At 58.7% G+C, this 24,990-nt stretch carries 24 protein-coding genes; 18 read left to right on the top strand and 6 right to left on the bottom strand.

Annotated elements, in window-relative coordinates:
• Positions 1–22: 22 nt before the first annotated feature.
• The gene (gene queF, locus ACM6J5_RS05315; RefSeq protein WP_414927962.1) at positions 23–853 is read left to right on the top strand and encodes an NADPH-dependent 7-cyano-7-deazaguanine reductase QueF; all 831 of its coding nucleotides are present in this window, start codon (positions 23–25) and stop codon (positions 851–853) included.
• Between the two features lie 174 nt (positions 854–1,027).
• Here queF and ACM6J5_RS05320 read toward each other — a convergent pair whose 3' ends face one another.
• Positions 1,028–1,291, bottom strand: coding sequence for a DUF4404 family protein (locus ACM6J5_RS05320; RefSeq protein WP_008053327.1), 264 nt, complete (start codon positions 1,289–1,291; stop codon positions 1,028–1,030).
• Between the two features lie 125 nt (positions 1,292–1,416).
• On the bottom strand, positions 1,417–2,037 hold the full coding sequence (locus ACM6J5_RS05325; protein WP_414927963.1) for an HAD family phosphatase: 621 nt from the start codon (positions 2,035–2,037) through the stop codon (positions 1,417–1,419).
• A gap of 201 nt (positions 2,038–2,238) precedes the next feature.
• Between ACM6J5_RS05325 and ACM6J5_RS05330 the strand changes: the two genes are divergently transcribed.
• The 3 genes from ACM6J5_RS05330 to rssC all read left to right on the top strand — a co-directional run bounded on the left by ACM6J5_RS05330 (position 2,239) and on the right by rssC (position 4,982).
• Positions 2,239–2,928, top strand: coding sequence for a VacJ family lipoprotein (locus tag ACM6J5_RS05330; RefSeq protein WP_095943321.1), 690 nt, complete (start codon positions 2,239–2,241; stop codon positions 2,926–2,928).
• A 390-nt stretch (positions 2,929–3,318) separates the two neighbouring features.
• Entirely contained in the window at positions 3,319–4,500 is a 1,182-nt protein-coding gene (gene rssB / locus ACM6J5_RS05335; RefSeq protein WP_032829882.1) for a two-component system response regulator RssB, read from the top strand.
• Positions 4,500–4,982 (top strand): anti-sigma factor antagonist RssC, encoded by a 483-nt coding sequence (gene rssC, locus ACM6J5_RS05340; protein ID WP_007978612.1) that lies wholly within the window; start codon positions 4,500–4,502, stop codon positions 4,980–4,982. The genes rssB and rssC overlap by 1 nt, the downstream gene beginning before the upstream one ends.
• 110 nt (positions 4,983–5,092) lie before the next feature.
• Here the strand turns inward: rssC and tal are convergent, their stop codons facing one another.
• Together tal and ACM6J5_RS05350 are read right to left on the bottom strand one after the other, a co-directional pair.
• Complete coding sequence (tal, locus tag ACM6J5_RS05345) at positions 5,093–6,019, bottom strand: transaldolase (protein WP_095943322.1); 927 nt, start codon at positions 6,017–6,019, stop codon at positions 5,093–5,095.
• Positions 6,020–6,220: 201 nt separating this feature from the next.
• Positions 6,221–7,186, bottom strand: coding sequence for a glycosyl hydrolase family 5 (locus tag ACM6J5_RS05350; protein ID WP_414927964.1), 966 nt, complete (start codon positions 7,184–7,186; stop codon positions 6,221–6,223).
• A gap of 291 nt (positions 7,187–7,477) precedes the next feature.
• On the opposite strand from ACM6J5_RS05350, the gene ACM6J5_RS05355 reads away from it, so the two are divergent.
• The 8 genes from ACM6J5_RS05355 to ACM6J5_RS05390 are packed head-to-tail and all read left to right on the top strand — an operon-like array spanning position 7,478 to position 16,992.
• On the top strand, positions 7,478–7,918 hold the full coding sequence (locus ACM6J5_RS05355) for a low molecular weight protein-tyrosine-phosphatase (protein WP_046038070.1): 441 nt from the start codon (positions 7,478–7,480) through the stop codon (positions 7,916–7,918).
• 39 nt (positions 7,919–7,957) lie between these two features.
• Complete coding sequence (locus ACM6J5_RS05360) at positions 7,958–10,177, top strand: polysaccharide biosynthesis tyrosine autokinase (protein WP_414927965.1); 2,220 nt, start codon at positions 7,958–7,960, stop codon at positions 10,175–10,177.
• A gap of 40 nt (positions 10,178–10,217) precedes the next feature.
• Entirely contained in the window at positions 10,218–11,300 is a 1,083-nt protein-coding gene (locus ACM6J5_RS05365) for a glycosyltransferase family 4 protein (protein WP_414927966.1), read from the top strand.
• A gap of 15 nt (positions 11,301–11,315) precedes the next feature.
• Positions 11,316–12,428: a polysaccharide pyruvyl transferase family protein gene (locus ACM6J5_RS05370; protein WP_095943326.1), complete on the top strand. Its 1,113-nt coding sequence runs from the start codon at positions 11,316–11,318 to the stop codon at positions 12,426–12,428.
• Positions 12,425–13,654 (top strand): polysaccharide biosynthesis C-terminal domain-containing protein, encoded by a 1,230-nt coding sequence (locus ACM6J5_RS05375; protein WP_095943327.1) that lies wholly within the window; start codon positions 12,425–12,427, stop codon positions 13,652–13,654. Before ACM6J5_RS05370 ends, ACM6J5_RS05375 begins: the two co-directional genes overlap by 4 nt.
• Entirely contained in the window at positions 13,645–14,748 is a 1,104-nt protein-coding gene (locus ACM6J5_RS05380; RefSeq protein WP_095943328.1) for a hypothetical protein, read from the top strand. Before ACM6J5_RS05375 ends, ACM6J5_RS05380 begins: the two co-directional genes overlap by 10 nt.
• A gap of 12 nt (positions 14,749–14,760) precedes the next feature.
• Entirely contained in the window at positions 14,761–15,801 is a 1,041-nt protein-coding gene (locus ACM6J5_RS05385) for an acyltransferase family protein (RefSeq protein WP_095943329.1), read from the top strand.
• A gap of 24 nt (positions 15,802–15,825) precedes the next feature.
• Positions 15,826–16,992 (top strand): SGNH/GDSL hydrolase family protein, encoded by a 1,167-nt coding sequence (locus ACM6J5_RS05390; RefSeq protein ID WP_414927967.1) that lies wholly within the window; start codon positions 15,826–15,828, stop codon positions 16,990–16,992.
• 69 nt (positions 16,993–17,061) lie between these two features.
• Here ACM6J5_RS05390 and ACM6J5_RS05395 read toward each other — a convergent pair whose 3' ends face one another.
• Together ACM6J5_RS05395 and galU are read right to left on the bottom strand one after the other, a co-directional pair.
• The gene (locus ACM6J5_RS05395; RefSeq protein WP_414927968.1) at positions 17,062–17,478 is read right to left on the bottom strand and encodes a mannose-1-phosphate guanylyltransferase; all 417 of its coding nucleotides are present in this window, start codon (positions 17,476–17,478) and stop codon (positions 17,062–17,064) included.
• A gap of 47 nt (positions 17,479–17,525) precedes the next feature.
• Entirely contained in the window at positions 17,526–18,359 is an 834-nt protein-coding gene (gene galU, locus ACM6J5_RS05400) for a UTP--glucose-1-phosphate uridylyltransferase GalU (protein WP_046038087.1), read from the bottom strand.
• A gap of 390 nt (positions 18,360–18,749) precedes the next feature.
• Between galU and galE the strand changes: the two genes are divergently transcribed.
• From galE to ACM6J5_RS05430, 6 genes are all read left to right on the top strand, one after another.
• On the top strand, positions 18,750–19,766 hold the full coding sequence (gene galE, locus ACM6J5_RS05405; RefSeq protein ID WP_095943332.1) for a UDP-glucose 4-epimerase GalE: 1,017 nt from the start codon (positions 18,750–18,752) through the stop codon (positions 19,764–19,766).
• Positions 19,767–19,998: 232 nt separating this feature from the next.
• Entirely contained in the window at positions 19,999–20,235 is a 237-nt protein-coding gene (locus ACM6J5_RS05410; RefSeq protein ID WP_046038091.1) for a hypothetical protein, read from the top strand.
• A 144-nt stretch (positions 20,236–20,379) separates the two neighbouring features.
• On the top strand, positions 20,380–21,441 hold the full coding sequence (locus ACM6J5_RS05415) for a polysaccharide biosynthesis/export family protein (protein WP_150671797.1): 1,062 nt from the start codon (positions 20,380–20,382) through the stop codon (positions 21,439–21,441).
• A gap of 14 nt (positions 21,442–21,455) precedes the next feature.
• Entirely contained in the window at positions 21,456–22,121 is a 666-nt protein-coding gene (locus ACM6J5_RS05420; RefSeq protein WP_095943334.1) for a YjbF family lipoprotein, read from the top strand.
• Positions 22,118–22,879: a capsule biosynthesis GfcC family protein gene (locus tag ACM6J5_RS05425; RefSeq protein ID WP_095943335.1), complete on the top strand. Its 762-nt coding sequence runs from the start codon at positions 22,118–22,120 to the stop codon at positions 22,877–22,879. The genes ACM6J5_RS05420 and ACM6J5_RS05425 overlap by 4 nt, the downstream gene beginning before the upstream one ends.
• Positions 22,876–24,954: a YjbH domain-containing protein gene (locus tag ACM6J5_RS05430; protein WP_095943336.1), complete on the top strand. Its 2,079-nt coding sequence runs from the start codon at positions 22,876–22,878 to the stop codon at positions 24,952–24,954. Before ACM6J5_RS05425 ends, ACM6J5_RS05430 begins: the two co-directional genes overlap by 4 nt.
• Positions 24,955–24,990: the final 36 nt, after the last annotated feature.

Raw genomic sequence — 24,990 nt, forward strand, 5'->3', positions numbered from 1 at the left:
ATTCTTCAGTCAGGTTTCCGCCATGCATCCCGCAGCCGAACACTCGCCGCTGGGCAAGTCCAGCGAATACATCGCCACCTACACGCCGTCCTTGCTATTCCCGATCCCGCGCACCGCGAAGTGGGCGGAACTGGGCCTGACGGCGCAAACCCTGCCGTACAAAGGCGTGGACTTCTGGAACTGCTTCGAGCTGTCCTGGTTGCTGCCGTCGGGCAAGCCGGTGGTGGCGATCGGCGAATTCAGCATTCCGGCGGATTCGCCGAACATCATCGAATCGAAGTCGTTCAAGCTGTACCTCAACTCCCTGAACCAGACGCCGTTTGTCGATACCGCGAGCCTTGAGGCGACGCTGACCAAGGACTTGTCGGCGGCTGCCGGCAAGCCGGTGGGCGTGCGCATTCGCAGCCTCAAGGATGTCGAGAGCGAAGGCGTCGTGGCCTTGCCGGGCGTGTGCATCGACGAGTTGGATATCAGCGTCAGCAACTACGAGCATCCACGGCCGGAACTGCTGCGTTGCGATGATTCGCGCATTGTCGAGGAGAGCGTGCACAGCCATTTGCTCAAGTCCAACTGCCCGGTCACCAGCCAGCCGGACTGGGGCAGCGTGGCGGTGGAGTACCGTGGTGCGGCGCTGGATCACGCAAGCCTGCTCGAGTATATCGTCAGCTTCCGCCAGCATTCGGATTTCCATGAACAATGTGTCGAGCGGATCTTCCTCGACCTGCAGCGGTTGCTCAAGCCCGAGAAACTGACGGTGTATGCGCGTTATGTGCGGCGTGGCGGGCTGGATATCAACCCGTACCGCAGCACTGAAGAGGTGCAGCTGCCGAACCATCGCCTGGTCCGTCAATGAAGATCCAATTGTAGGAGCGAGCCTGCTCGCGATGGCTGAGTGTCAGGCAACATTGATGTTGGATGTGCCGGCCTCATCGCGAGCAGGCTCGCTCCTACAGGGGATTTGCATTGTCAGTCGTAGAAACGAAAAAGCCCTGCTGGCGATAGCAGGGCTTTTTTGCTTCAGGAGGGTTCAGATCCCCATGTTGGCCAAGGCCTGCCCGATGTTGCGCAGGGTGCCGGCAAGGGTAGGGTGTTCGAGTTCGAAGCGTTCCACGGCCAGGTTGACGCCATCGGCGAGGCTGGAATCCTGGGTTTTGGTTTCGAGCTCAAGCTTCAACTCGATCTGTTGCATCAGTTCGTGTAGCTCGGCGCGTTCGGCTTCAGACAATGGAGGATTCTGTTCCAATTGCTCGCGCAGGGCATTGAGCTGTTCTTGCAGTTCGCGGGCAGGCATGGCGTTCTTCCTTCTTTTATCGATAGGCACTGGCATAGACCATGGCGGCACGCCAAGGCGGCGCGCCAAAGGTCGATGGCTGACCTTTAGATTAATCCACTCGCGCCCAACGTGCATGATCTCGATCAGGGCTTTTCGCCCTTGAGCCGACGCAAGTTGATATCCGCCAGGCAGGTGTCGAGTTCACCGAGGTGATCGATCACCGAATGTACGCCCAGACCGAACAGTTGCATCGTCGCCTTGGCGCGTTTGATGTCGCGCTCCTGCGGGGTCAAGGCTTGCCATTGCTCGGGCGCCAGGCCGCACAGCGAGCCGCAGGACGCCAGGCCGATGGTCCACAACCCGGCATTGAGCCCCGCTTGCAGCAAGCGGGGTTCGCCGCTCACCAGTACGCAGCCGTCGAGTCGTTCGACGTTCAGGGTCATCAAGGCTTGCCAGCAGGCATTCGGGGCGGGCCATGGTTGGTTTGTTGCTGGATGTTGCGAAGGTTTGATCCATTCCGGCAGCGCCACGGCCAGGGATTGGCTGAGGACAGGGGGCAGTTCATCGAGCCAGGCGCAGGGGATTTGCTGGCGCTGCAAGCTGCGCAGGCTATCCAGTGCGCCGGGTGTGGCCTCGGCGTGTTCGGCCGAGTGGCTGCCGTGCCGGTGCGTATGCGCGCCGAAATCCACCAGACAGCCACTGAGGCCGAACAGTACGGCGGTCAGGCTGGGTGCGGTTTGGGGCAAGGCTTCGGCGAGCGGCATGTGGACGTCCCTGAAATAGCCAGAAGGCTAGTGGGCGCCGGTGACAGTTGAATGACATGGATGTGAATCCCTCACATTTGGCACGATTGTGTCTGTGTGGATCTCGTGCAAAGTGCGTTAAACGGTGTTTACGTCTTATACTTGCCCACTTATTGCCTGGGCCAAGTGCCCGAGCCGGTACAAACCAAGGAGTTTTTTTCTATGCGCTGGAGCAATCATCTAGCCAGGATTTGTGTATGCGCCAGTGCGATGCTGGTTCCGTTCGTTGCCCAGGCAGCCACGGAAGATGATCCTTGGGAAAGCGTCAACCGCCCGATTTACAAGTTCAACGACGTGATCGACACCTATGCGCTCAAACCCCTGGCCCAGGGCTACCAGTACGTGACGCCGCAGTTTGTCGAAGACGGCGTTCACAACTTCTTCCGCAACATCGGCGATGTGCGCAACCTGGCCAACGATATCCTGCAGGCCAAACCTCACGCCGCAGGCGTTGATACCGCACGAATCATCTTCAACACCACTTTCGGTTTGCTGGGCGTCATCGATGTCGGCACCAAAATGGGCCTGCAGCGCAATGACGAAGACTTCGGTCAGACGCTGGGCTACTGGGGTGTCGGCAGCGGCCCCTACCTGATGCTGCCGCTGCTGGGGCCAAGCACCTTGCGTGATGCGCCGTCCAAGTACGTCGACAGCTATACCGGTGCTTATCGTTACGTAAACGACGTGCCTGTGCGTAACTCGTTCTACGCGCTGGATATCGTCGATACCCGCGCCAACCTGCTGTCGAGCGAGAAGCTGATCACCGGCGACAAGTACACCTTCATCCGTAATGCGTACTTGCAGAACCGTGAATTCAAGGTGAAAGACGGTCAGGTCGAAGACGATTTCTGATCTCGACCGGTAAACTGAAAAAGGCGGCCATCAAGGCCGCCTTTTTTGTCTGCGAAGACCCCGCATGCGGATGAGGTCGCGCTTTTCGCTGTAGTCCCGAGCGGTTTGACTCATGGGTTCGAACCTTCCATTGGGTTACGGATTTGCCTGTTCTTATAACTCTCGGTGATTTGACAAATAAAGACGTCAAGCGACCATCGGCGTGAGCTTGAAACGCCCCGCGGATGGGAGTACCGTCTGCGCCTTAGAAGGGCACCTCTGGTGTACATGTGTGTAGGGCAAATGCCCGAAAGCGGTGCGACAGAGAGGCTAGAAAGCGAATCCAGTAGTCAGCGCCGGGCCAAAGTCCCCGCCTGCTACGCCAACCTAATTCTGGCGCCGTTTGCCCACATGCCAAAAACCAGTGCCACGCTGCTGATAATCGATGATGACGAAGTAGTGCGCGCGAGCCTCGCCGCCTATTTGGAAGACAGTGGTTTCAGCGTCTTGCAGGCCAGCAATGGTCAGCAGGGTCTTCAGGTATTCGAGCAAGACAAGCCCGACTTGGTCATCTGCGATCTGCGCATGCCGCAGATGGGCGGACTCGAACTCATTCGCCAGGTGACCGAGCTGTCGCCGCAAACCCCGGTGATCGTGGTGTCGGGTGCCGGCGTGATGAATGACGCGGTCGAAGCCCTGCGCCTGGGCGCGGCGGACTACCTGATCAAGCCTCTCGAAGATCTGGCCGTGCTCGAGCACTCCGTGCGTCGGGCCCTGGATCGTGCGCGCCTGCTGCTGGAGAACCAGCGCTACCGCGAGAAGCTGGAGAAGGCCAACCGCGAGCTCGAAGCCAGCCTGAACCTGCTCCAGGAGGACCAGAACGCCGGTCGCCAGGTGCAGATGAACATGCTGCCGGTCAGCCCCTGGACCATCGACGAGTTCAAGTTTGCTCACCAGATCATCCCGTCGCTGTACCTGTCGGGTGATTTCGTCGACTACTTCCGGGTCGACGAGCGCCGGGTCGCCTTTTACCTGGCGGATGTTTCCGGTCACGGCGCCTCTTCAGCCTTCGTCACCGTGCTGTTGAAGTTCATGACCACGCGCCTGCTGTTCGAATCCAAGCGCAGCGGCACCTTGCCGGAATTCAAGCCTTCAGAGGTTCTTGGTCATATCAACCGGGGCCTGATCAGTTGTAAGCTGGGAAAACACGTCACAATGGTCGGTGGAGTCATCGACGAGGAGACAGGTTTGTTGACCTATAGCATCGGTGGTCATCTGCCGTTGCCAGTGTTGTACACGCCAGACAGTGTTCGTTATCTGGAAGGGCGTGGTCTGCCGGTGGGCCTCTTCAACGAAGCCACCTACGAGGACCATGTGCTGGAACTGCCACCGACGTTCAGCCTGACGCTGATGTCTGATGGCATTCTGGATCTTTTGCCAGAACCCACACTCAAAGAAAAAGAGGCGGCGTTGCCCCAACGGGTCAAAGCTGCGGGCGGCACCCTGGATGGGTTGCGGCAGGTTTTTGGATTGGCCACGCTAGGGGAGATGCCGGATGATATCGCCCTGTTGGTGTTGAGCAGGAATCTTTGATGAGTACCGGTAGAATCCAGTTCGCCGAGCAGGATGGCACCTTCGTCCTGAAGTTCGTCGGTGAAGTTCGCCTGACCCTGTGTTCGGCGTTGGATGCGACTATTGAGCGGATCTTCAGCGCGTTGAACTTCAACGCGATCGTGATCGATCTGACCGAAACCCGCAGCATCGACAGCACGACGCTTGGCTTGCTGGCCAAACTGTCGATCCTGTCGCGGCAGAAGGTCGGCCTGCTGCCGACCGTCGTCACCACCCATGAAGACATCACCCGTCTGTTGCAGTCCATGGGCTTCGAGCAGGTGTTCAACATCGTTGATAAGCCGGTGCCGTGCCCGGAATGCCTGGACGACCTGCCAGATCAGGATCAGTCCGAAGAAGTGGTGCGGATCAAGGTGCTTGAAGCGCACAAGATCCTCATGGGGCTGAACGACACCAATCGTGAAGCCTTCCATGACCTGGTGAATGCGCTCGAACGCCACTGATCCCTTGTAGGAGCGAGCTTGCTCGCGATGGCGTCCTGACAGTCACCCAATACATACAAAAAAGGGCGAACCTGTGAAAGTTCGCCCTTTTTGCATTACTCCCGATCAGGTCACAGCTTGGCCTGCAACAACGCCTCGAGCTTCTCCTGATCCCGCGCGAATTGACGAATGCCTTCAGCCAGTTTTTCGGTTGCCATCGCGTCTTCGTTGGACAGCCAGCGGAACTGCGATTCGTTGAGGCTCAGGCGCGCTTCACCGGCATGGCCTGGCACCAGTTTGCGCTCCAGCTTACCGGTATCCGCGGCCAGCTTGTCGATCAGGTCCGGGCTGATGGTCAGCCGGTCGCAACCGGCCAGTTGTTCGATCTGACCCAGGTTGCGGAAGCTCGCCCCCATGACCACGGTCTTGTAGTCATTGGCCTTGTAGTAGTTGTAGATGCGCGTCACTGACTGCACGCCCGGATCATCCGCGCCGGTGTAGTCATTGCCGTTGGCTTTCTTGTACCAGTCGTAGATGCGGCCCACGAACGGCGAAATCAGGAACACCCCGGCGTCGGCGCAGGCGGCCGCCTGGGCAAAGGAGAACAGCAGGGTCAGGTTGGTCTGGATGCCTTCCTTTTCCAGGATCTCGGCAGCGCGGATGCCTTCCCAGGTGGAGGCGATCTTGATCAGCACGCGGTCGCGGCCAATACCGGCCTTGTCGTACAGCTCGATCAGGCGATGGGCACGCTTGAGCATGGCGTCGGTGTCGAACGACAGGCGCGCATCCACTTCGGTGGAAATGCGGCCCGGGATCACTTTCAGGATTTCTTGCCCCACAGCCACGCCAAAGCGGTCGCTGGCCAGGCCCACATCGCCCTTGCAGTCATGGACGCAGGCGTTCAGCAGCTCGGCATACGCAGGAATGGCCGCGGCCTTGAGCAACAGGGAAGGGTTGGTGGTGGCGTCCACGGGTTTAACGCGAGCGATAGCGTCGAAGTCGCCGGTGTCGGCAACCACGGTGGTCATTTGTTTGAGTTGTTCCAGCTTGGAAGTCATGGGCGTGCTCTGTCCTATGGGTCTGATGACATTACCCGAGCGCTGACAGCCACTCAAGGGCGTGTACGTGTATCGACGGCCCCTGCGGCAACAACCTGAAAACGATTGTTTGAAAGGCGGGGCTTGGTATCGATGAATACGATGCCAAAACGCGGCACAGGTTCCAGGCAACTGACCGTCAGCATCCCGTGGACGTATGTCCTACTGCGAATTCAATTGGGTAGAGGCCGCCATTTTCGCCGGTTTCGCCTGGCCGTCGGAGGTCAGCAAACCGAAGTTTTGCTCCCGATCATTGCTGCCCGTTTCGCTGTTTTTCCACTCGTAAATCGATGTCAGCGGGATATCGAGCTTCTTGACGTCGGCGATGAAGGTGCTGATTTTGCTGGCCTGCGCTTCGATCCCGCCGTTTGAGCTCAGTGAGGGTGCGCCCCACTCACTGATGACCCCCGGTAGATGGAAGTTTTGCTGAATAAACGCCTGGGTCTTGCTGATCTGCGCGCCGGACATGCCATAGGGGTGATAAGAGATCGCACTCAGGCAATGGGGGTACTCACTGACGATTTTGTTCAATGCCAATGCCGATGTCGTGCCGGCGCTCGGTGGCCGGGCGAAGCCAAAGCCGATCAGCGGCGTCGATTGCGGTTTGTCCTGCAGCGACTTGCACACGGCACTCATGAACGGAACAAAGGTCGTGTCGAGATTTCGGGTTGGCCAGTACTTCGCCAGGTCCGGTTCGTTCCATATTTCAATCGCGACGAGCTGCGCGGCGTATGACTTCTCCAGCCCCTTCACCGAACTGGCGAACGATTCGCCCGCGGCAACGAGTTCGCTGGTGTTGTCAGGGGTGGAGGTCAGCGCCTTGGTCGAGCGTACGGTCATCAGTACCGGCAGATCGGCGGATTTGGCCGCGGCGAAGGCATCGCTGAGCTGCTTTTGATACGCCGCGCCGCCCAGGCTGTTGGTCCAGACGCCAAAGCGCACGAATCCGAAGCCCGCGGCCTTGATCTGCTCGGCGTCGGTGGGGGAGAAGGTCTGGATCTTCACCTGGACACCGATGGTTTTGTTGGCGGCAAGTACGGGGAACACGTCACTGGCGTCAACCTGACTGGCTGCACCCAGCATTAACAGGGTTGAGGCAGTGAGCCGTTTGAAACGTGCTGATTTCATGCCTGCTCTCCTGGCGGGTAATGACATTTTCCAATCGTTGACTTGTTGCTTTTATTTCGATGCTCGCGAGGGTGCGAAGTGCACGAATGTTATTTTTTGTCAGGTAGTGAGTTCCGAAAAATCACAGTTATTTTTGGTCCGGTAATTCTGGTTGGGTGGCTTTTGGGGGCTGTGGTACTTAATGCACTTGTATTAACAGGGCGAATCTATTTCTCAGTGCCGCAAGGTCTTGTGGGTTCACTAAAGCCCACTCGAAATGTTGGCATATTGATATTACACGGGAAAGTAACCTTGTTCAGAAAGATCCTTGTCGTCTGCGTGGGCAATATCTGCCGAAGTCCGACAGCAGAAACTTTGCTGCGTAACGCGCTGGCCCCTTCAGCGATCACGGTGACCTCGGCGGGCCTTGCCGCGCGGGTTGGCGAGGCCATGGAACCGTCGGCCCTCCAGGTTCTGGAAGACCACGGGCACAACGCCCAGGGGTTTAAGGCGCGGCAAATTACACCGGACATCGTCAATGAATCAGACTTGATTCTGGTCATGGAAAAAGAGCATGTAAAACAAGTGCTGAAGATTGCCTCTCATGCCAGGGGCAAAGTTTTTCTGCTCGGCAAGTGGCAGAGCGAGCGAGAAATACAGGATCCGTATCGTCAAGGAAAGGCCGCCTTTATTCATGCCCATGCATTGATTGAAGATGCTGTTAGCTCATGGGCGCAGCGCCTCGGACATTGATGAATATTCTTCAGATCAGTGAATGGTAAGAACAGACTTATGCAGTTACCGTCAGTAATCGGCACCCGTGACAACGATCAAGACAGTATTGATCTTCTCGGCATATTTGGCAGTTTGATCGACCAGAAGTGGTTGATCGGCGCGCTCACCGGTGCCTTCATGGCGACTGGCGTTGCCTATGCGGTTTTGGCGACTCCCGTGTACCTGGCGAACGCGCTGGTGCAGGTCGAACCGAAGAAGAACGACATGCTCGGGTTTTCCGATCTCAACAGCATGCTCGGCGGGCAATCGCCGTCGGTGACCGAAATCGGCATCATCAAGTCCCGCGCGGTGATCGGCAAAACGGTCGATGATCTTCGCCTTGATATCGACGTCACCCCCAACACCTTCCCGCTCATTGGCGGTTTTCTCGCCCGACGTTATCGCGGCGAGACCGAGTTCAGTGTAGCGGCGCCGCGTTTGGGCCTGAACAGCTACGCCTGGGGCGGTGAGCGCCTGGAGATCAATCGGCTCAATCTGCCGAAAGCACTGCTGGGCAAGAAACTCACGCTGATCGCCGGCGAGCAGCATCGATTCCGGTTGTTCGATGAAAACGACAACTTGCTGGTCGAGGGCGTCGCTGGCGAAGCGTTCAAACAGGACGAAGTAGAGGGGCAGATCGCTCAGCTGTCGGCGAACCCTGGCACCCGCTTCGAAGTGGTGCGTAATCCACGGATCGTGACCATCCAGAGTTACCAGGATGCGCTGGATATCTCCGAGCAAGGCAAGGAGTCGGGGATTATTCGTCTGGCCCTGGCCAGCACCGACGCGGCCGAGGCGGTGAAAATCCTCAATAAAATCGCTTCGTTGTATGTGCAGCAGAACGTGCAACGCACGTCGGCGGAAGCGGCGCAGAGCCTGGCGTTCCTGCAAGGCCAGTTGCCGCAGGTCAAACGCGACCTGGCCAAGGCCAGCGATGCACTCAACGGTTATCAAACCCGTGGCAAGACGGTCAACATTTCCCTCGAAACCCAATCGGTGCTCGAACAGGTCGTCAGTCTGGACACCCGTATCTCCGAACTGAAAATGCAACAGGCGGAGATGGATCGCAAGTTCACCAGGCAGCATCCGGCGTATCGCGCGCTGATGACCCAGATCGGCGAATTGACCCAGCAGCAGAAGGCGCTGGAGAGCAAGGCCCAGGACCTGCCTGCGACGCAACAGGAACTGCTGAACCTGACCCGCGACGTGGAAGTGGCATCGCAGATCTACACGCAACTGCTGAACAAATCCCAGGAACTGGACATCGTCCGGGCAGGGGCGGTTGGCAATGTGCGCTTGATCGACACCGCGGATGTCGACCTGACCAACCCGGTCAAGCCACGCAAGCCGCTGATCGTGCTGATCGCCACCTTCCTCGGTGCTTTTTTCGGGGTGGCGCTGGTGTTGCTGCGCAAGTCCCTGAGCCGGGGCCTGGAAGGTCCGGAGGCCATCGAGCAACTCGGTTTGCCGGTGTACGCGTCGATTCCATACAGCGCGCTGCAACAGGAAGAGGACAGTAAAAAAGTTCGTGCCAAGGACGGGACGGACAAGCCGGCGTATCTGTTGGCCTTGCGTAACCCGACGGACCTGTCCATCGAGTCGATCCGCAGTTTGCGCACGTGCCTGCACTTTGCGGGGCTGGATTCGACCAATAACCGGATCATGATTTCCGGCCCTAGCCCGCAGGTCGGCAAGACCTTTGTCTCTTCCAACCTCGCGGCAGTCATGGCGCTAAGCGGGCAGCGGGTCGTACTGATCGATGCCGACATGCGCAAAGGCCATCTGCACAAGACGCTGGACACACCGATCACCAATGGCTTGTCGGACCTCTTGGTCAAGCGCTGCAGCATCGAGCAGGCGATCAATAAAGTCGAAATCGACAACTTGCATTTCATCAGTCGCGGGCAGGTCCCGCCCAATCCTTCCGAGCTGCTGATGCACGCCAACTTTCGTGAGCTGCTGGCGCAACTCAGCGAGCGGTATGACGTGGTGATCATCGACACGCCACCGCTGCTGGCGGTGACGGATGCGGCGATTGTCGGTCGCGATGCGGGGATCAGCCTGATTGTCACGCGCTTCGGGGTCAACCCGGCCAAAGAGATCGAGCTGACGATTCGTCGATTCGCCCAGAACGGCATCGAGTTGAAGGGCGCGGTGTTCAACGGCGTCGAGAAGCGCGCGGCCAGTTACGGTACTGGCGGCTATTACAACTACGAATACGCGTCCGACAAATCCTGAGTGTCAGTGATTGTCCTTTCATGTTTGAAGTGGGTGAGTTGTGAAAAAAATACTGCACGTGGCAGAGACGATCAAAGGTGGCGTCGCGACGGTGATCCGCACGATTTCGGCATCGCCCGAAGGCGACGCGGCAAACTATGAGCTGGTCTATCTGGTCCCGCAGGATCAGGAAAAGGAATTGCACGGGATTGCCGGGCATCAGATCCGCACCTTCGCCCGGACCGGGCGCAATGTGCCGTCGTTGCTGCGCTTCGCCTGGCGACTGACCCAGGTGATGCTCAAGGAAAAACCCGATATCGTGCATTTGCACAGCACCTTTTCCGGCGTGATCGGACGTTGCGTGTGCGTAATGTTGCGACCCTGGCGCAAGCCGAAGATCGTCTACTGCCCCCATGCCTTTTCGTTCCTGATGGAAAGCTCGCCGATCAAGCAAAAAGCCTACGCGTGGATCGAGCGGGTATTGCAGAAGGTCACCGACGTGATCATCTGCGTCAGCCAGTACGAGCTCGACAAAGCCGCGCGGTTCGGCATTGAGCGCAAGCGCATGAAGCTGATCTACAACGGCATTCATCACAAGGATGACGCGCCGAAAGCCAGCAGTCCCGAGCCGATTCATCTGCTCTTCGTCGGCCGTCTCGATTATCAGAAAGGCTTCGACGTGTTGCTCAAGGCTTTCGCCAAAGTCCAGCGCAGTGACCTGAAACTGACGGTGGTGGGCAGTGCCGTGAACGAGGGTTCGGTCGAGTGCCCGCCGATGGAAGGGGTTGAATACCTGCCGTGGGTGACGCCGGACGAAGTCCAGGCGCTGTACCGCAAAGCCGATGCGCTAATCGTCCCGAGTCGCTGGGAAGGCTTTGCCATGGTGCCGCTCGAAGGCATGGCCATGGGCTTGCCGGTGATTGCCAGCAACTGCACGTCGCTGCCCGAACTGGTTTCCAACGAGGTGTCCGGCTACGTCTTCCCCAGCGGGGATCACCAGGCGCTGGCCGATGTGCTGACAAAAATCCAGAAGCCGCGGTTGCTCGACCTTGGCAGCGAAGGGCGCAGCATCGTCCGCGAGCGCTTCAGCGCCGCGTTGATGATCCGCCAGACCTATGACCTGTATCGCGCCCCCACTTTTTAAGTAGAACTCAAGCATATGAACGTAACGATTTTGCATGGCTACAGTGCGTCCAACTCCGGTGACGGTCTGCTCGTGGATCTGGCCATTGCCCTGGTGCAGCGAAACTTTGGTGACGACACCTCGATCAGTGTCGTGGCCTCCGATCCAGAGTCCTTCAGTTACTTGCCGCACCCGCGTTTTGACGCGCCGGTCATGGCGGCCAAGGGGCTGGGGCGGGTCAAGCAGGCGGTGTTCCTCAACCAGTCCTACGCCGGTCTCGCTGATCTGTTGAAGAAAACCGATTTGATCGTCGGCGTCGGTGGCGGCTACATGCGCTCCAAAAGCGCGTTTGAACACATCAAGTTGAAACTGGGGCACGCCAAGCAACTGGAAACGGCGATCCTCAGCAAAGTGCCGTCGGTGTACCTGCCGCAAAGCATCGGGCCGTTCCACGGTGAGAGCAGCAAGATCGTCGAGCATTACGCCAGCGCCGATGCGGTGTTCGTGCGTGACAATCGCTCATCGGCGATTTTCGATGCTTGTGAAAATGTTTACCGCGCGCCGGATCTGGCGGTGCAGTCATTGGCCAGCAAAATCCTCATGCAGCCCAAGTTCACCCGTTGCGCGTCATCGCCGGCAACGGTGTGCGTGGTGCTGCGCAAGCCGCCGGAGTGGAGCAAGGAAAAGAAGGTCGCCTACGTGGCCAACTTGAAGTTGCTGCTGCAGCGCTTGAAGAATAAAAGCAAAGTGGTTTGCGCGGTCCAGAGCGCCGTTCGCGGCAACGATGACGGTGCGTTCTATCGCGAATTGGGCATTACCGAAGACCTGCTGCCATTGAAAGCGACGTTGGCCAAGTATCAGCCGGACCTGGTGATTTCCGTGCGCCTGCACGGCGCCATCGAATCGCTGCTGTCCGGCGTTCCGGCGTATCACATCAGCTATGAGCGCAAAGGCTTCGGCGCCTATCAGGACATGGGCGTGGAAGACTGGGTGATCAACGGCGGCGATATCGATGTCGACACCATCATCAATACGGTCTACGCACCGAACGCCTTGTCCAGTTTCGGCAAACGCCTGACTGACACGTGCCGCGAGATCGAGGCAAAAACCGTGGCCATGGACGACATCATCAAAGGTATCGTTCGATGATATTTCGGCTACTGCTTCGCGGCGGGGCATTGGGCGCGAAGTTTTTGCTGGTGCTGGCGATCACCCATTTCCTCGGGTATGAGGCGCTGGGCTTTTACGGCGTGGTGGTCGCCGCCTCGTTGATTGCGTCGAAGTTCTACAGCGTTGGCTTCAGTTCCGAAATCAATCGGTTGATCAGCGTCGGTGGCAGTTCGCGACGGGTCGTCGACAAGGTCCTGCTGCTGTACCTGGCCGTGGGGCTGTTGTTGTCGGTGGCGACGGTGTTGGTTTATTCGCTGTTCCAGGCAGTCGAGGCAACGACCACGCTGATCCTCTGCGTGACCCTGGTTTTGCTCACCGAACACCTGTCGTTCGAAATCAACTCCTTCGTGTTTTCCGCGCAGAAAGCCACGGCCGGCGCGCTGTTGTTTTTCATCAAGACCGGCCTCTGGGCGCTGTTGGCGGTGGGCGGGATGATGCTCGGCTGGGTGTCCGGGATCGCCAGTGTGCTGTGGTTGTGGGTTGTGGCCAACGTGCTGGTGATCGTCGCCGGTTACCTGATTGTGGTGAACGTGCACAAGGGCCGGGTGAGCGGGACGCTGGCCACGGCAACCGTGTGGAAGGCCGGGTTGCCGTTCTATCTCGGCACAGGCTTGATCGCGTTGAGTCAGTACGTCGAGCGCTTTCTGATCATCGACATCGAACCCTACGCCAGCCTTGGTAAATACGTGTACGCCTGGTCGGCGGCCAATACCTTGCAGGCACTGTCCTATGCGGTGGTGGCGGTGGTCGGCATTCCAGTGCTCGCCAAGCGTTTTCAGGCTGATCAACAGCCGTTCACCGTCCGGCAATTGTTCGTGAACAAATGGGTCATGCGCTCGCTGGTGGTGTCCGCTGCGGTGGCGGTGCTGATTTATCTGTTCTTCAATGTCGTGCTCGATTACGTCGCCACGAGCGTTCCTCGCCCGGACAACGCGATCCTCGGCGTGCTGATTTTTTCCTTTGCCCTGCGTGCCATTGGCGACATCGTATGGGGCGGTCTGATTGCCTCGAAGAACAGCCGGGTGTCACTGGCCAGCGCGGCGATCTGCTTGCTGGTTTCGGTGCCCGTCAGCTACGTGCTGATCAAGCACTATTCGATTTATGGCGCTGCCTGGGGCAACGTCTTTGCGATCATCGTGCAGCTCGGCGTGATTGCCGTGTTGACCCGTGTGACCCGGCCGAAAGGGGCTTTGGCATGGGGTTGAAGCTGCCGTGCATCGAGTTTCGCGGCAAGAAACTCGATTCCTCGATTTCGTTCCTGATCCTGTTTACCGGGTTGTTCCTGTCGGTGGCCATGCCGCTGTTGATCCCCCGCGATCCAGGTCCGGATGCCATGACCTTGTGGTCGTCCTACGCCCGTGCCGACAACTGTAATTTCTGGAACCCGTTCTCGCCGGATCGCTCTTCCTATGAGTGTTCGGCGTTCCTGCTGCGGCCCACCGGGATCAATCTGACCAATGCCTGGGCCTACGGCATGTTCTGCAATTTTTTCCTCACGGCAATTCCGGTGGTGGTCTTCCGGCGCATGCCGCTGGCGATTTTCGGCACGCTGTGTCTGTGGGGCATCGTTCGCTCGTTTTTCCTTGAAAACCTGACCAAGGAAATCATTGTGTCGGTGGCGGTGTTGAGTATTTTGCTCAGCTCGTTGACGCGTAAATATCGCGGCGGATTTTTCTTCTCGGCGGTGATCTACGGCGTGCTGATCCGCCCCTACTGGATTCTGTTTTCGCTGTCCTGGGTCGGCGTCTGCGTGATGAAGAAGTATGTCTCGCGCTTCACCTTCTTCCTGATGCTGTTCCTGTTCTACCTGGCGGTCGCCATGGCGATCCAGGTGGCGCTCGGGTTTCCGGTGTCGTCGATTCGCGCGAGTAACAACGAACTGCGCACGGCGGGTGAGGAGGGTTCCAAGTCGCTGATCGTCTCGTGGCTCAGCGGCAGCGACTTTGTCTCGCAGGCGCTGGACTCGATGATCATTTTCTTTCGGCTGTCGTTCCCGGTGGAGCTGATTCTGCTGTCGGGGCCGGGCCAGGTGATCTTCGTGGCGTTGATGATCATGACCGCGTTGCTGCTGTTCAAGGTCATCACCTCGACCGATTACAAAGGCGCACCGATCCAGACCAAACCCAAGGAACTGATCGCGATTCCGCTGGCGTTCCTGCTGGTTCAAGGCCTGTTCGAGCCGGACTTCGGCTCCTTTGCCCGGCACTTTTCGATGGTGGTGCCGGTGTTGTTCGTCGGCCTGGGATTGATGTTGCGGGCCAACAAGCCGGCGCAGGTTGAATCAAGAATTCTGAATTGAGGCAGGTGCTTTATGTCGAGCAAGAAAAAGTCCCTGGAGATCGAAACCCTGCGTGGCCTGGCGTGCCTGCTGCTGGTGCTCTATCACGTGATCGGTCCGTTGGGCGGCGGCTTGAAAATAGACCTGGGCTCGCCGTTCCGGGTGATCGCCGACTCGATGGTGTATGTGCGCATGCCGCTGTTCACCTTTATCTCCGGCTACATCTACTCCATCTACAAAATCCGCGGCAATGACTTTTCGGCGTTCTTCTCTGGCAAGGTGCGACGGCTGATCGTGCCGCTGTTCTGCGTGGGTGTGCCGTTCTCGGTGTTGCAGGCGGTGGGGCCGGGTGTGAACAAGGACGTCGGCGTGATCGATGCGTTGTTGTCGTTCTGGGTGCCGGTCAACCACTTCTGGTTTTTGCAGGCGGTGTTCATCATTTTCATGTTCGTCGGCTTGCTCGAGTGGCGTGGTTTGCTGCGTTCGGCGACGCGCTTGTACCTGCTGTTTGCCTTTGCGGCAGGGGTGTTTCTGCTGCCGCCGTTCAAGCTCGATGCGTTCGGTATTAATGGCGCGATCTACCTGCTGCCGTTTTTTGTGGCGGGGATGATTGGCCAGGAAAATGTCGATGCGTTGAAGCAGCGGTTCAAGGTGATCGGGCCGTTGGTGTTTGTGCTGATCTCGCTGACGCTGCTGTACGTGGCGGCGATTGATCGCGAGTTGATCGTCGACCGCCGCAGCCTGATCGGTTTGATCGTGGGTTGCGTGTCCTGCATTGCGTTGCTGTCCAGTGACATGCGCTCGAAGTGGCTGACCTGGCTCGGTGGGTATTCCTATGGGATTTTCCTGTTCCATGTGTTGTTTGCCGCCACTTCGCGGTTTGTCCTGGGGCGTTTGGGCGTGAAGGACGAAAGCCTTCTGGTGCTCGGTGGCTTGGCGTGTGGCTTGCTGGGGCCGGTGGTTCTATCGATGGTTTTCAGTCGATTCAACTTCACCTCCGTGTTGTTCCTGGGGGAGCGCGCGGCGGCTAAAAAACAGCCGGCAAACGTCGGCCCGGTGCCACAAACCCGATGATTGTCCGAGTGAAGGAAGCGATGCATGTTGGCAGTCGATGACGTCCAGCCTGTTGCGGTGTCAGTGGTTGAGGTCGGTGACGCTCGCGAACGGTTTGGCCAGTGGCGCGAAGGGAAGGCGGGGAAGGTCCTGTCCATCTCGGTGATCGGCGACAGCTACAGCGCCGGACAGGATTTCTATCTGAACAAGCTGGTGCAGCGGCTGGCCGGGGAGGCGGGTTTCGCCGGCCCCGGCTATGTCGGCTTCAACCACGGCGCGGCACTGGGCGGCACGCACTTCAAATACACCCGCAGCAGCGAAAAGTACTTCGGCGGTGACTGGCAGGTGTCCGCCCTTGGCCAGGCCAGCCCCGACAGTCGCACCCTTACCGGTCGGCCCGGCGCCTGGCTGGAGATCGATGCCAGCCCGACACCGGCCATCAACACGGCTGTCACCCAAGCGAAATTGCTCTACCTCGGTAATGGCGAGCCCAATGAGGTTCGCTACCGCTTTGCGCCGTCAGACACCTGGCAGCCATTGACGCTCGCAGGCTCAGGGGTTCAGGAACTGCCACTGCCAGGCACATCGGCAGCGACAGACTGGGCGTTCCGGCTGGAAGTGGTGAAAGGCGCGCCAACGCTCTTCGGCCTGTGGATGAGCAACGAACAGGACGGCGTGCGGGTATCCAAACTCGCGGCGTCCGGTGCGGCGTCCGCAGATTTCTACCGCAGTGATGACCGTTGGCAGGCGCAGTGGAAGGCGGTGGTGTCGAAGATTCCCGCCGACATCTACCTGATCATGCTGGGTGGCAACGACCAGGGTTTTGGCGTGAAACCCGAGCAGTACCTGAAGAACATTCAAGGTTTGGTGGGGATGGTCCGCGAGATTCAGCCGGCGGCGAGCATCAACCTGATCGTGCGTCAGGACACGACGCGCTCCAGTGCTTACCCGATGTCGGCCTATGCGCAAGTCCTGGAGCCCTGGGCACGCAAGGAACACCTCGGTTACGCCAATCTGCAGTGCGCGTTTGGTACCGACTTCAAGCGTTATGCCGCCACCATGATCGGCCCGGACAAGATTCATCCTCTCCCGGAGTCGGGAGGGCGCGTGATCGCCGATTTCTTTTATCGTCTGATCGTCGGTGGCAATACCGGGGTATCAGCACAGGACACCTGTAGGAGCGAGCTTGCTCGCGATGGTCGTCAACGATAATGCGCGAATCCTGAAGACCTGCGGTGTCATTGAGTTTTTCGCGAGCAATCGAGCGTCGACCGGCTGCTCCTACAGGGCAGCTGATTCGAAGTGATCCAGTTGACTCAGCAGCTCTGCAGTTTTAAGCGGCATCAGTTGCGTAGCACAACGGGTCTCCACGTTGATGATGATGGCCGGGTCGTTGCAGCAAATGCGCACCCGGAATCGCCAGTCGCTGAAAATCACTTTCAGCCCATCGCGGTCATCGATTTCCAGCGCCTGCCCGCGGTAAAGCCTTTTCAGATGAGCGAGGAGGGGATAGGGGTCGAGCATCGGCCGGCGGATGTCTCCGGAAGAGGGAAACATACCGATCCGTTCCACCAGCAGAGTGGGGCCGAGCCAGGATTCGTTGGCGCTCGGCAACCGCTGATGTCGTGATAACGAGGCCATCACCCCGAGGTTGCCCACCTCCATTTCAATGTATGCCGAGAGTTTTTCAATGTTCATGGTTGGCCTGCCTGAATGAAGAGTGGGCGTCGGGTGTTGGAGCCGTCTTAGCGGCCCTTCAAGTACACGTTTTCGTAGCAGAAGTTGGTCGCCTGCAAGTAACCCTCGGCGTCGCCGCAATCGAAGCGCAAACCCTTGAACTTGTAGGCCAGCACACAGCCGTTCTGCGCCTGTTTCATCAACGCGTCGGTGATCTGGATTTCCCCGCCTTTACCCGGTTCGGTGTCGGCGATCAGGTCAAAGATATCCGGCGTCAGAATGTAGCGGCCGATGATCGCCAGGTTCGACGGGGCGTCCTGCGGGGCCGGTTTTTCCACCATGTTGTTGACCCGGTAGATCCCGTCGGAGATCGGCTCGCCGGCAATCACGCCGTACTTGTGGGTCTGGTCGCGGGGGACTTCCTGGATGGCCACGATCGAGCAGCGGAATTTCTTGTAGAGCTGGATCATTTGGGTGAGGACACCATCACCTTCCAGGTTCAGGCACAGGTCATCGGCCAGTACCACGGCGAAGGGTTCGTCGCCGATCAGCGGGCGGCCACTGAGAATGGCGTGGCCCAGGCCTTTCATTTCCACCTGGCGGGTGTAGGAGAAGGTGCAGGTGTCGATGAGCTCGCGGGTTCCGGCCAGGAACTTCTCTTTCTCGGTGCCGCGAATCTGGTGCTCCAGCTCATAGCTGATGTCGAAGTGGTCTTCCAGCGCGCGCTTGCCCCGCCCGGTGACGATCGCCATGTGTTGCAGGCCGGCGTCCCGTGCTTCTTCAACGGCGTACTCGATCAATGGCTTGTTGACGATCGGCAGCATTTCCTTGGGCATGGCTTTGGTCGCCGGCAGGAAACGAGTGCCATAGCCGGCAGCGGGGAACAAACATTTACGAATCATAAAAGTATCCTGGACAGTCATGGAACACAGCCAACGGGTGCGCGCAATAACGAGTGATTGCAAGTTTCAATGTTTATTGAAGGCTTACTTTAATACCTGAGTATGGCCACTAGTGGCAAATAGCAATGTGCGGATAACGCAACAATGTTATGAGATGTCGGGTTGATAGTTGTTGGTTATTTTTAGTCGGTATCTGTTGATAGTGGTGAGTGCGTCGGAATGCTAATAAGTATTCCGCAATACAGTTTGGCCTGAAAAAATATTTATTGCCAGTCGTTGAACTAATTTTGTTTTTGGTTGTTGTCGCTCTTGTTTGTGTGGTGCAGCACACACCTTTAACAAGAGGGGCTTGACACGCAACTTCGCACTTTTCCCACTATGGACCGCGCTATGAAAATTCTGGTAACGGGTGGAGCTGGATACATCGGTTCGCACACCACGCTCGCACTGCTTGAAGCAGGCTATGAAGTTGTTGTGCTGGATAATCTTTGCAACAGCAGCGACGCGGCCTTGCACGCGGTGGAAGCCATTTGCGGCAAGAGTGCGCTGATGATTCGCGGCGATGTGTGCGACCGGGCCTTGCTGGACCGGATTTTCCAGCAGCATGCCATCGATGCCGTCCTGCATTTTGCCGGTCTCAAGGCCGTGGGCGAGAGCGTGCGCAAGCCCCTTGAGTATTACGAGACCAACGTCAGCGGCAGCATCACGCTGTGTCAGGCGATGGCCGCTGCGGGGGTGTTTCGCCTGGTGTTCAGTTCGTCGGCCACGGTATACGGCGAGCCGGAGCAGATGCCGATCCGCGAGGATTTCCCCACGGGCATCCCGACCAATCCCTACGGTCAATCCAAGTTGATCGTCGAGAATGTGCTGCGCGACCTGGCCTTGGCCGAGCCGCGCTGGAGCATCGCGCTGTTGCGTTACTTCAACCCGATCGGCGCGCATGACAGCGGCCATCTGGGCGAAGACCCGAGTGGCATTCCGAATAACCTGGTGCCCTACATCAGCCAGGTGGCGGTTGGCAGCCTGCAAGAGTTGTCGATCTTCGGCAACGATTACCCCACGGTCGACGGCACCGGGGTACGCGACTACATCCACGTCGTGGACCTGGCGGACGGTCATCTCAAGGCCTTGCAGTCCATCGCCGGGCGCACCGGCATTCATACCTGGAACCTGGGCACGGGCGATGGTTACAGCGTGTTGCAAGTGCTGCGGGCGTTCGAGCAGGCGTGCGGTCAGGCGGTGCCCTATCGAATGATGCCGCGTCGCTCGGGCGATATCGCCGAGAGCTGGGCCGACCCTTCCAAGGCGGAGAAAGAGCTGGGCTGGAAGGCCACGCGCAACTTGCAGGACATGGTCACGGATACCTGGCGCTGGCAATCGAATCACCCCAAAGGCTATCTGGGATGATGGCGTTTTAGCCTAATGTTATTTCTGGTCAGGTTGTTAGATATCGTCGGGAAAATACACTGGCCATGCCTTTTGCAAGCCCGTAGATATAAACCTGCCGTTCGACTTTTATCAGTTGGGTAAGACTGTGAAAGAACAACGGATCTTGTTCGCACTTTTCGCGGACTTGAACTCTACCACCTCTAACGTAATGCCCGATTTCGATCAGGTTGAATGTTAGAAAGGAGTTGATATGAAGAAAGTGATGGCAATTGCCCTGTTGACGATGTTGAGCAACTGGGCGTCTGCGGTAGAAGCGCCGCTTACAACTGCGACCAATGTATTGGGTAACGTGGCGGCGACTCAAGCCACTGCAGCCAGTACTGCAATGGTCGCCAGTGCTGTAGCGGCGTCCAACAGTGGTGGAAGTGCAAACGGCGGTACGACGGGTACGACAGGTACCACGGGTACAACCGGTACGCACAACTAACTGAAACACCTGTTGGTGCAGTACAAGGTCGCCCGATGCAAATCGGGTGACTTTGTTTTTAGATTCGCCCTTGAATAGCGTAGTGCCATTATGACTCGTAGTTTTTCTCTTTTAATGTTGGCAAGCATCGCTTTACAAGGTTGCATGTTTTCCCCCGGCCAATACCTGAGCACCAGTGATATCACGCGCCAGGGCGCCAGCGAGAGCAGCCGGGTCGAGCTCATTCCGATCACGCCCAAGCTCATTTCCATGAACAGGGTCACGCAAAAGCGTGAGTCCGTGCCGGCAGAATTGTTGGCGGCCCCGGCCGAGTACCGCATCGGCAGTAACGATGTCCTGTACATCACGGTCTGGGATCACCCGGAGCTGACGGCACCCTCCGGCGCGCAACAGCAGATCGATGCCAACGGTCGTCTGGTCCGTGCCGATGGCACGCTCTACTACCCGTTTATCAAAGAGGTTCAGGCGGCCGGAAAAACCGTCCAGCAACTGCGATCGGACATCGAAACCAGGCTGTCGGCCTTCATCGCCGAACCGCAAGTGGATGTCGCCGTGTTGCGTTTTTCCAGTCAGAAAGTCGTGGTGACGGGCGCCGTTTCGAAGGCCGGTCCGCAACCGATTTCCACCAACCCGCTCAGTGTGGTCGAGGCCCTCGGTTCCGCCGGTATCGATACGGCGAGTGCCGATTTGTCCGGTCTGTTGCTGACACGAAACGGGCGGGTCTACACGCTCAATCTCGACACGCTCAACCAGCCGGATTCCGAGTTGCAGAACGTCTACCTCAAGGGTGGCGATCAGTTGTATCTGCCATACAACGACAAAAAGCGCATCTACGTCATGGGCGAGGTCAACCAGCCCCGCGCACTGAGCTTCAAGACCGCCACCATGAACCTGTCCGATGTGCTGGGCTCGGTCGGTGGATTGAGTCAGACCACCTCCAACGGTAACGCCGTGTACGTGATCAGGGGTGTTGAAAACCTCGATGTGGAACCGGCGAAGGTCTACCAGTTGCAAGCCCAATCCCCGACTGCCATGGCGCTGGCCACGCACTTTGAAGTACGTCCCCAGGACGTTGTCTACGTAGGTCCTGCCAACGTGACTCGCTGGAATCGCTTCATCAGCCAATTGGTGCCGTCGGCATCGATTGTCGGTACGGGTGCTTCCGCGGCGAAGAACATGAGTGAAGTCAGCAGCAACAGCAATTAAGGCCGGGTCCGATCGTGAGAACGTTGAATGTTGGCGTCTGCTTGATAGCGGCCTTGATGTTGTGTGGCTGTAACCCGCTGATGGTCGCTTCGATGACCAACCTCAAGTCAGCGGTGACGGGGCCGGATGAGCTGGACGTGACGGCGGCCCAGGTGGCGGATGTACGCTATCCCCAGCTCAAGCTGACCACGCCGTCCGGTTCCGGCGTGCTGGCGCTGGTGCGTGAGCGCGGCGACCTGCAGTTCTGGGTCGCGTCCGGCAAACAGGTTCTGCTGATGCGTGATGGCCTGGCGGTGCGCAGCATCGGCCTGGGCCTGGACGGCGATCTGGACGGAACGCGTCTTGCCGACGTCTCGCCCTTCAAGCAAGGCCTCCATCAAGTGCCCGATGGCTACACCAGCCAGCGCTGGATCGATCTCTATCAGGGCCAGGAAGTCGGGGTGATCTTGAACAGTCGCTTCTCCCGCCAGTCCATGGAAACCCTGGAAATCCTCAACAAGGAATACGCCGTGCTACGTGTCGACGAGCAGATTGACGCGCCGGCCATCGGCCTGCGTGCGACCAATCGTTACTGGGTCGATCCCGTTGACGGTTTCATTGTGCAGAGTGAGCAACAACTGACCTCGCAACTGCGGGTCAAGATCGTGCAACTGACCCCTGACCGCAGGCATGCCCGGTGAGGCGGCTCAGGGCTCTATCGGCGTGCCTGCTGTTGATCGCCAACGTCAGCCATGCAGCGGTCACCGTCACCGGTGACGTTGCCAACCCGGGGGTGGTCGACCTGCCGGCGGGCGGGCGATTGCTGGACGTGATCAGCGTGGCACAGCCCAATGCCGAGAGTTACTGGTTGGCGGGCGTATTGCTGCGTCAGTCCCTGGTCGAACAACAGACCCGGCTCAAGGCCGGGGTGTTGTTCGATCTGGACGTGTTGCAGCGCATGGCCGTGCTGTTCGACAGGCCGAGCCGGGCTGCCTTGGCGGTGCGGTTGGCCGAGCAAGTCAGGCGCATGCCGGTCACCGGGCGCCAGGTGGCTGTTCTGGACCCGGTCGCCGTGGAAGTCGGGTTTGCCCGCAACATTCGCCTGGACGACGGCGATCGCCTCATCTACCCGCTGCGGGTCGACGAAGTCGAGGTGCTCGGCGCTGTCGCCGAGCCGTGTCGGTTGCCCTATCAAGCGCTGCAAGAGGCCCGTGATTACCTGCAAGGTTGCACGCCGCTGGTCGATGCGGACGCCGATTACCTGTGGTTGATCCAGCCCAACGGCGTCACCCGGCGCGTCGGCATTGCCCACTGGAATCGCGAGAGCGGGCAGATACCGGCCGCCGGCAGCAAGATTCTGGTCCCGGTCAAAAACGATGATCTTGATCCGCCTATCCCTGAACTGAATCAGCAGTTGGCCGAATTTATTGCCACGCAGCTGGCTGAGGTGGTTCGTTGAATTTACGTTTTGCAGCCGTATTGTTATTGCCGTGTGGTCTGGCTCATGCAGAACCACGCATTACCCAGAATGATTTCGGTGGCGCGGGCTTATTGCAAACGCCGACGGCGCGCATGGCGCCGGCCGGTGAGTTGAGCCTGAATGCCAACCGCACCGAGCCCTATAGTCGCTACAGCGTTTCACTCCAGCCACTTGAGTGGCTGGAAGGCTCGTTTCGCTACACCGCGATCACCAACCGCCCCTATGGCCCCGAGTCGTTGAGCGGCAACCAGAGCTACAAGGACAAGGCGGTCGACCTCAAGGCCCGCCTGTGGGAAGAAACCCATTGGGCGCCCGAGGTGGCCTTGGGCTTCCGGGACATCGGTGGTACAGGCCTGTTCTCCAGTGAGTTCGTGGTGGCCAACAAGCGCTACGACAATTTCGATTTCAGCGCCGGCATTGCCTGGGGCTACCTGGGCAACCGCGGCGACTTCGAAAACCCGCTGGGCTACATCAGTGACCGCTTCAAGACCCGGCCCGACAGCGAAGGTACCGGTGATGTCAACGCCGGGGCCTATTTTCGCGGCAGCCCTTCCTTTTTCGGCGGAGTGAGCTACCAGACACCCTGGGATCGTCTCAGCCTGAAACTCGAATACGAGGGCAACGATTACAAGCACGAGCCGAAGGACAACCAGATCAAGCAGGACTCGCCGATCAACCTCGGCGCGGTGTTCAAAGTAACTGACTCGATCGACCTCAGCGCAGCCTGGGAGCGCGGTAATACGGCGATGTTCGGTGTCACCTTCCACACCAACTTCGCCAGCCGCAAGGCGCCGGCCAAGACGTTCGATCCGCCGGCTGAACCCTTGCCGGCGAAAGCGCCGAGCACCGGGATGGATCAGGTCGATTGGGCCGATGTGTCCCGGCGCCTGCAGCAAAATGCCGGGTACAAGGTCGAGCGCATCAGCCAGCGCGATTCCGAGTTGATCGTGTATGGCGAGCAGCAGCGTTACTTCCATTCGGCCAAGGCCGTAGGCCGGGCGAGCCGGATTCTGGACAACAGCGTCAACGACGACATCGACTGGTTCACCGTGGTGAACAAGCGCTACGACCTGCCGCTGGAAGAAACCAGCGTGCCGCGGCAAACTTTCCGCGAAGTGATCAACAACGAGGAGCCGTTGCAATCGCTGCACCGCACCACCGAAATCAATCCGGCGATGCCGCACAACGAGAAAACCCTCTACACCGAAGCGATGCAGCCATTCGCCTATGGCGTCGGGCTGGGCTTCAAGCAGAACGTCGGTGGCCCCGATGGCTTGCTCTATCAATTCAGTGCCGACGCGGACGCGGAGTACCGCTTCAACCGCAACACCTGGTGGAGCGGCTTGCTCAGTGCCAACCTGATCAACAACTTCGACAAGTTCACCTATGACGCACCCAGCGGCTTGCCCCGCGTGCGCACGGACTTGCGCCAGTACATGACCACGTCCGATGTCACCATGCCGTTGTTCCAGGTCAGCCATGTCGAGCAGTTGGACAAGGACCTGTATGGCATGGTGTACGGTGGCTACCTGGAGTCGATGTTTGCCGGCGTCGGGGGCGAGGTGCTGTTCCGTCCGACCGGTGAGCGCTGGTCGTTGGGCGCGGACCTGAACTACGTCCGCCAGCGTGAGTTCGACCAGGGTTTTGGCTTGCGTGATTACGATGTGTTGACCGGCCACATCACCGGCTACACCGACTTGCCCTACGATACGCTGGCAGCCGTCAGCGTCGGGCGTTACCTGGCAGGTGACTGGGGCGGCACGCTGGATATTTCACGGGAGTTTTCCAACGGCGTACGGTTTGGTGCCTGGGCAACGATCACCACCGCAACCGGCGCTGAATACGGCGAAGGTAGTTTCGACAAAGGCATCTACCTGTCCATTCCGTTCGACGAACTGATGAGCATGTCGACCATGCGCCGCGCCAATCTTGTCTGGTCGCCGCTGACCCGGGACGGTGGTGCACGGCTCAATCGCAGCTACCAGTTGCACTCGATGACCGACAGCCGCGACGACGACATGTTCTATCGCAACTTCGAGAAGATCACTGAGTAACCTCGGCACAAAGGCCCTTGTGGGAGCAGGCTCCCA

The sequence above is a fragment of the Pseudomonas sp. IT-P74 genome, assembly GCF_949768175.1.
In the GTDB taxonomy this organism is placed as follows: domain Bacteria; phylum Pseudomonadota; class Gammaproteobacteria; order Pseudomonadales; family Pseudomonadaceae; genus Aquipseudomonas.